8 protein-coding genes and 1 pseudogene are annotated in these 7,052 nt (G+C 46.1%); 2 read left to right on the top strand and 7 right to left on the bottom strand.

The window, feature by feature from the left end:
* From AOB49_RS12325 to AOB49_RS12400, 6 genes and pseudogenes are all read right to left on the bottom strand, one after another.
* Nucleotides 1-161 (bottom strand): annotated as a pseudogene (locus AOB49_RS12325) (haloacid dehalogenase); the annotation flags it as partial.
* Nucleotides 162-537: 376 nt separating this feature from the next.
* Nucleotides 538-1,248, bottom strand: a complete 711-nt coding sequence (locus tag AOB49_RS09890; protein WP_062310635.1) for an alpha/beta hydrolase — start codon at nucleotides 1,246-1,248, stop codon at nucleotides 538-540.
* Complete coding sequence (locus AOB49_RS09885) at nucleotides 1,241-2,896, bottom strand: AAA family ATPase (protein ID WP_062310632.1); 1,656 nt, start codon at nucleotides 2,894-2,896, stop codon at nucleotides 1,241-1,243. Before AOB49_RS09885 ends, AOB49_RS09890 begins: the two co-directional genes overlap by 8 nt.
* Nucleotides 2,897-3,161: 265 nt before the next feature.
* Nucleotides 3,162-3,578 carry a thioesterase family protein gene (locus AOB49_RS09880; RefSeq protein ID WP_062310629.1) on the bottom strand — a complete coding sequence of 139 codons (417 nt, stop codon included), beginning with the start codon at nucleotides 3,576-3,578 and terminating at the stop codon, nucleotides 3,162-3,164.
* A 21-nt stretch (nucleotides 3,579-3,599) separates the two neighbouring features.
* Nucleotides 3,600-4,586, bottom strand: a complete 987-nt coding sequence (locus AOB49_RS09875) for a GlxA family transcriptional regulator (RefSeq protein ID WP_015421780.1) — start codon at nucleotides 4,584-4,586, stop codon at nucleotides 3,600-3,602.
* 695 nt (nucleotides 4,587-5,281) lie between these two features.
* Complete coding sequence (locus AOB49_RS12400; RefSeq protein ID WP_216634694.1) at nucleotides 5,282-5,506, bottom strand: hypothetical protein; 225 nt, start codon at nucleotides 5,504-5,506, stop codon at nucleotides 5,282-5,284.
* On the opposite strand from AOB49_RS12400, the gene AOB49_RS12185 reads away from it, so the two are divergent.
* Nucleotides 5,451-5,723, top strand: a complete 273-nt coding sequence (locus tag AOB49_RS12185) for a cupin domain-containing protein (protein WP_062309418.1) — start codon at nucleotides 5,451-5,453, stop codon at nucleotides 5,721-5,723. The two genes, AOB49_RS12400 and AOB49_RS12185, sit on opposite strands and share 56 nt — an antisense overlap.
* Nucleotides 5,724-5,885: 162 nt before the next feature.
* The gene (locus AOB49_RS09865) at nucleotides 5,886-6,332 is read left to right on the top strand and encodes a hypothetical protein (RefSeq protein ID WP_062309421.1); all 447 of its coding nucleotides are present in this window, start codon (nucleotides 5,886-5,888) and stop codon (nucleotides 6,330-6,332) included.
* 67 nt (nucleotides 6,333-6,399) lie between these two features.
* Here AOB49_RS09865 and AOB49_RS09860 read toward each other — a convergent pair.
* On the bottom strand, nucleotides 6,400-7,052 hold a 653-nt coding region (locus AOB49_RS09860; protein ID WP_062310626.1), incomplete at its 5' end, for a haloacid dehalogenase type II.

Below are 7,052 nucleotides of genomic sequence, written 5' to 3'. Positions count from 1 at the left end.
GGATCGCTCATCGTAACGAGCCGAGTGTATTCAATCTGGCGATCGCGCCACATTAATGAAAGTTCTTGGCCCCGACCAGGGAACAATTCCTCGGCCAACTGCCCCATGGAATAAACATCTAATAGTGTCCCATAGGCATCAAAGGCGATTAACTTATACATTTTGTCTCCTGCTTTTTATTATGAATTTCTATTGTAGTTTAAAACGACAATGCTAGCACTGACTCTAGATGAGCGTCAATTTAAACGACTTCACCAAGACAGGGATCTTTAATTGATTTGTCCTTTTAAAGGACACGCCATGAACCAGATGCCCCAGTCTAGAAACAGAGTGGGGGCATCCTGATTGACGGATTAGAACTGTGGATTTTGACTAAGCTCGCTAGGAACTAGGTCTAAGCACCATCAAGGACTTCTAATAAAAATAGCCCAATAAGTGGCCTATTGTGATTCTTGGTGGCCCGGGGCGGAATCGAACCACCGCACAAGGATTTTCAATACTCTACCGGCCGCTAGTGGCCGCTTTAAGCGTCGCTTGTTACGGCTGTGCCGTCGGTTTCAGGAAGAAATCAATTGCCAACGCAACCACTGGCGGCTCGATGCGGTGTGGGCCTTTGAATTCCAAGGGGGTTACGTCATAACCTATGGCCTTAAGTTTGGCTACGTGGGGACGCGCACTAGTTTCAATGGGCAGCTGCTCGTCTTCTAAACCGTGGGCGATGAAGATGCGGGGTGTACCATTTTGCTGAAAGACTGACATAAAGCCTGCGGAAAATGCGATCACGTGACTAACGACGTCGCCATTGGTCACGCCTACTGACAGCGCATAGCTGCCTCCGTCTGAAAACCCAGCAAATCCCAAGTGGGATGGATTAATAGAAAAACGTGACGCCACTTCGTGTAATGCTTTGTCCAGCCGCTCTAGGTCTGGGCCGTTACCACCCACGACCAAGTCCCAAGTCGGAAACTGAGACTGCGGCAAAAGAAGCAAAAAGCCATGCTGATACGCGTGGTCGATCACGAATGGCAGCACCTTGTCGGCGCTGCCACCGGCGCCATGAAACATCACCAGCAGAGGTACTGGAACTCCAGGCTGCAGGCCGTCCGGCACGATCAATACAGCGTCGCGCTCGCTAGCAATACCCAGGTCGTGACGACCAGCGGGCAAGGCTTGCTTATCGGGTACAGTGCCGGATCGAAAACTGAGCCGGCCCAGCAGCGAATCTCCCAGGAAAGACGTGTCAAACATTGCCATCTTCGACGGGTTTACCAATGCTGCGGAAAGCCGCACACTGAGCAAAGGCTTCCTCGCTAAGCAAGAAATTCCTACCCTTGCAAAACTTGAGCGTCAGCTTGAGTAACTCCTTGATATCGCGGCCGCTGGCAGCTGCGTAGCTTATTACCAAGCGCTCAACTAGGTCGTCGGGTAGTTCGGTGTTGAACTGCTGCGCTAGCGATTTCCATAGTTGTTTCGCCCGCTCTTGTGTCGGTGTCTCAAACTGGATGATGGCGATGCAGCGCGACAAGACAGCGTCATCAATGTCGGCTACGCGGTTAGTAGTCATGAACAGTAAGCCGTTGAAGTACTCGAGGGTACGCAGGAACTCAGCCACGATGGCGTTGTGCTGCAGATCGTTGTCGCGGCGGCGAATATAGACGTCGGCCTCGTCGAGCAAGAGCACCGAGTCCCAGCGCGCAGCGCGCCGCAGGATTTTCGAAAGGTTGGCTTCCACTGAGCTTGCCGTCACGCCGAGTTGACCAGAATGTACGCGGTATAGTGGTTTCTGGACGACCTCGGCATAGACCTCTGCTGTCAACGTCTTGCCTAGGCCAGGTGCGCCTTTGCACAGGATGGTTGTGCCGCCCGACTTACCCTCGACAATGTCCTCCATTAGGAAGTTACGATCAGCTGTCAAGATATCAATCAGCTCGCGATGAGCATGCGGCAGAACCAGCTTGTCACGCAATTCTGGTTTGTAACGATACGACTCAACATTTTGCACATGTACCCATACGCTGCGGTGGTAATCCAAGTGGAATAGGTATAGATAGCAATGTTGGGGGATTCGTTCAAAACCCTCGCTGATACCGCTTCCGCGCCAGAAGCTTGCATCGGCGGTCGTATCAAAGTGGCGTTCTAGCAGCTCTTCGTCATTGACGCAGCGGGCCGTTGTGCCTGCCTGCAGCCGCATGCATTCGAGTTGTGGACGAGGCCCTTCGCTGGACACCCAGACAGCGCCAGAAACAGTAAACTGCGCACCAAACTTCGGCTGCATCTGCATAAAACGCTTTAAGTGTGTCTCGTATTCGCTTTTGAATTCCGCACATTCTTTGAAGTAACCATAACCCGTCATCAATTCGGGAATCGTGCAATCCAGAATATCTTCGGCATAAAAGGTGATGCTGTAGGTCATGCCAGTACGCCTTAGCCTCGGATCGGTAACCGGCCCGCGTTCTGCAGCCTGCAAGGTATTAGCCAGAAGGCCGATGATGACGTAAGCTGCACTATCGACAGGCTGCACATAACGCATGGAATGGACCAGCCAGGGCAGCAACACACCATCCTTGCCGAGCTTATAGAGCCAGCCATCGATCATGTCACGCGACAACCAAGCGATCAGACCGGGGATCAGATGCTCCAAGCTGGGGATTTTTCGGGCAGCCGGTGCGGCGTGGATATTGTCCAGCGCCAACATTTGGAACATCAGCTCACGCTCGTTGGCCGTACGGCACAGGTCGTAAAGTGTGTTAAGTGAGGTGGCGTCGAAAAGGTGGCTGGGCACCACACGTTTGCCTCGGGAAAGGCCGTACTCGCTCAGCCGCTTAGCAAGCAGTGAATCTTCATTGATCATTCCAAGTAGCGCATTGGCCAGGGTTTCTGGTATTTCGAATTCCATGAGTTCCTTTTACTCTTTTACTCTTTTACTCTTTTACTCTTTTACTCTTTTAATAAATCATAGAAACCTAGGTCTGAAACATGCTTGACTACAGTCAATGCGAGCCATAATAGGGTCCATTTTGGGCGTGGTGTGCGCCCAAAGATGGCTTACGGCGGCAACTCCGGCTAAAGTGCCATCCCGTTTTTGACCTTTTCTTTGGTGAGTTGACTTCCCTGCATACGTTTGAACTTACACAGCGTCATCTAGCAGCTCATATCGCTTCTCAACTCCGCTTGGCCCATGTTCGCTCTTCAAACTCCCTCTTATTAATGATGATCCTTTCATGACTCCCTTTGGATACTAATTCCGCGTCATCATAGGCTTCAACAGAGAAGATGAGCTTCTTGCCACGCACCTCAGTTAACTCAACCTTCGCCGTAACTTCTATACCGGGAGGAGTAGCTGCTTCATGCGTGACGCTAATGAAAGTACCAACTGCCTGCTCTTCGGGCCAATCTAGATGAGAAGCAATCGCCTTGACACAAGCCAACTCCAAAAACCCAACCAAAAAACCTGTGGCAAAAACTTTAGGCCTCACTGCTGCTTCTTTGGAACCTGGATACATAGCAGGAACAGTTTGCGCATCAGTCACCATGAACTTGTATTCGTATTTAATGCCAGGTTTTAGGGAAGTCTTCATTGCAAACCTAACTCTAACAATTTAATTCGATTCAATATCTTCATTTGAGGAGCGAAAATGCTCTCTATACTCCAGCGGAGTAATGCCCAACCTTCGGACAAATATTCTGCGAAGAGCCTCGGCGCTCTCTAAGCCACAACGCTGAGCTATATCCTTATATCCCATATCTGTTGACTCAAGATATCGCCGTGCAAAATCGATACGAGCATCATTTACATAGTTCATCGGAGTCATGCCGCATTCTTTCTTAAAAATACGAGTTAAATTTCTTGGACTCATATTTAAATGCTCGGAGATTGACTCTAAAGTATGACGAGCCTCGGGATTGCCAAGAATATAACTGTGGACAGATGCGACTACGGAATTTTCAGCAGCTTGAGATTCAAGCAATGGGCTAAATTGACTTTGCCCTCCAGATCTTCGCAAATACACAATCAAATATTTGGCTACATCAAGCGCCATCTTCTTATCAATATCTTCCTCAATAAAAAGGAGCGATAAATCTATACCAGCAGTTACCCCAGCAGTCGTATAGATATGGCCATCTTTTACGAAAATACGATCTGGCTCGATAAGAGCACGTTTAAACATACTGGCTAATCGCGGGACATCCATCCAGTGAGTGGTGACTGTCTTGCCATTAATCATTCCTGCGGCACCTAATGCGAAGACCCCATTGCATATGGCGCTGATTCTTCTGCACTCATACCCTTGTTTGACAATCCAATCAATCACAGTAGAATCTTCAAGAAGATTAAAGATTCCAAGACCTCCAGGGATAATCAAAGTGTCAAAATGAGGGCATGGATCAAAAATCGTGCGATCAGGCGTTAAGGTAATTCCACTTGAAGACTGTACTGGACCCCTAGTTGTGCCAACAGTGAAAATTTCATACTCTGATTCTCCATTGCTCAGAACCTTAACCTCTCCAAAGGCATCGCAAGGACCAGCCAAATCAAGCAGTTGAAAGCGCGGAAATACGAGGATGCCAATAGTAATCTTACGCATAGGAATAACACTCTACACAGCAAGCTAATTAAGCGCCATGACGGAATTAAATGATGTCCACATATGAAAATATTGTGCCTTATTTACACTCTAATATGGCTTAAATTGTCTGAACGGTAAAAAATAGACATAAATGGTTGGCTCATAAGACAACCATTACTTAAAGTAACGCTCAAAAGACAAAACCCCCACCATTGCTGATGAGGGTTTGCTTTTCTGGTGGGCCCACCAGGACTTGAACCTGGGACCAAAGGATTCCGGTTTGTGTTAGTTTCCTAACTCCCTGGACTATGCCTTCATCATATCGATTGCTCGACTTAGATGGGTGCCGTCTAGTCTCTACACGTTCAAAGTATTTCTACTAAGCTTCGCTCGGCGTTAGCTTGTGCAGCTTTTGGCTACCTTTAGCTTTCTCCGAATTTGACACCATCCCATATACAGTTTCCACGTATATGGCACAACTTTCGCTATGAGAGCAGAAGCCCATGTTAGAGCCATATAAACAGGGGGTCTGCGGGTGGTCAGTGTCGGTGTGTAAGCAAATGTGTAAGCAAATTCGTGGATTTAAAGGAAGTGGCCTCTCGGTCTTTGGTTTTCAAAACCAAAGATATTTTGGAACAACCATCTAACACCTCGTTGCTCCAAAGTACTTTTTTGAAGATTTATAAGCGTTACTTTAAGTAACGCTTAAGAAATTACTCCGTTTTTGCCTTGCGGCCATCAATGCTAATTGAACCAGCGCCTGATGAAGCCAATACTAATAAACCACCGGTAACAGCAATATTCTTAAAGAACAATAGCTGAGCAATAAATGCGGCATCAACTGGAGCGGCCCAGAAGGCAATAGAAAACAGAAAGGCTTTTATGGATAAACAAGAATTTTTAGAGCTTCTTGAGGAGAAAAAATTTCCAGACCCCACCCTTGTAGAACAAGAGCCAAATAAAGGACTTGATTTACATAGGCATGACTTTGAGGTTTATGCCCTAGTAGTTGAAGGGTCTATTGAGATAGATATTGAAGGCGTCAAATCAACCTATGGGATAAATGATGTATTTCACCTAGTGTTTCAACAGCCACACTCCGAAAAGTATGGCCCCATTGGCGTTAAATACCTTGCAAACAGAAAGAGCTCTTGATTTTTTCCATCAAACAGTTAAGCGTGAATGAAGGTGCTACCCATGCATTATCTTGCCCTCAATAAAATTAAGTAGGGGAATCTTGCAGATTCATATAGCATTTCTAATCAGATCTGCCACAATCTGACAAAGAATTAATAAAACTTGATGGGGCCAATACATATGCCAGATCCGCGCTACGCAATTAAGCCAAATAGCAACTTTGAAATGCTAAATCAATTGTTATGGCTCCTAATCAATTTTGGAATAGTTAATACTGAAATCATTGAAATACTTGATCGTACGCTGACTGATCTCCATCCTAATTTAGCCAAAAAACATGCGCATTTCACAAAAAAATTGGAAATGGATTTCCTTAATGAACATATATTTCCTGGAAACACAAATAATGGCCATCCCATTTCATACGCCACACTATTTAGCCTTACCGAGAACTCCAAGGAAGAACAAGAGCTATACATTCAGGACTTTAGAAACTTTATTAAATATTACTTAGGCTCAGAAACATTTGATCTCGACAAAGCCGTGGAAGAAATTAGGGGCCAAAGAGATCCTCGGGGCTATAAGGGCAACGTGCACAGCAATAAAGACCTGTTAGTTAAAATTTAAAGTTCTCCAAGATTGAATAAAAAAAACCGCCCTAAGGCGGCATAAGGTCAGGAGACAAAAATATTATTCACAGCACTTCAAGCACCTCAGTCAATGATTTGCCTTCATAATTTGGCCTATCGCCAATCTCTTCGAATGGATGATTGAGGCGATTAACCCAAAATACGTCAAAGCCAAACCATCTAGCCGCTAATGCATCCCAAGCATTGCTGGATACAAATAGAATCTCCTCTTTCTTGACCGGAAACTCTTTTAAAAGTAATTCATAAGCTTGCGGTGCAGTTTTGAACAAACGAACCGATTCCACTGTAACCACTTTATCCAGATGGGGCTCTAGACCATTGCTGCGAACAACCGTTGAGAGCATACCTTTATTTCCATTAGATAAAATTGCCGTAGAAAGATCTCTCTCTTTAATTACTTTTAGAACCTTAAGGCTATCTTCATAAGTCGTTAACTTTGCATACTGATCAAGTAAACGCGCCTCTTTTTCGGGACTGAGATCCAAATCCATTCTTTTGCAAACATACCGCAAAGAAAGAACAGTGATATCCCAAAATGGAAGATAGTGTTTACTGCCATTGGGGTTGGGATCGCTCATCGTAACGAGCCGAGTGTATTCAATCTGGCGATCGCGCCACATTAATGAAAGTTCTTGGCCCCGACCAGGGAACAATTCCTCGGCCAACTGCCCCATGGAATAAACATCTAATAGTGTCC

Source organism: Polynucleobacter sinensis (assembly GCF_001595985.1).
In the GTDB taxonomy this organism is placed as follows: Bacteria; Pseudomonadota; Gammaproteobacteria; order Burkholderiales; family Burkholderiaceae; genus Polynucleobacter; species Polynucleobacter sinensis.
The sequence above is the reverse complement of the archived record's forward strand: the minus strand, read 5'-3'. Positions and strand labels throughout refer to the sequence as shown.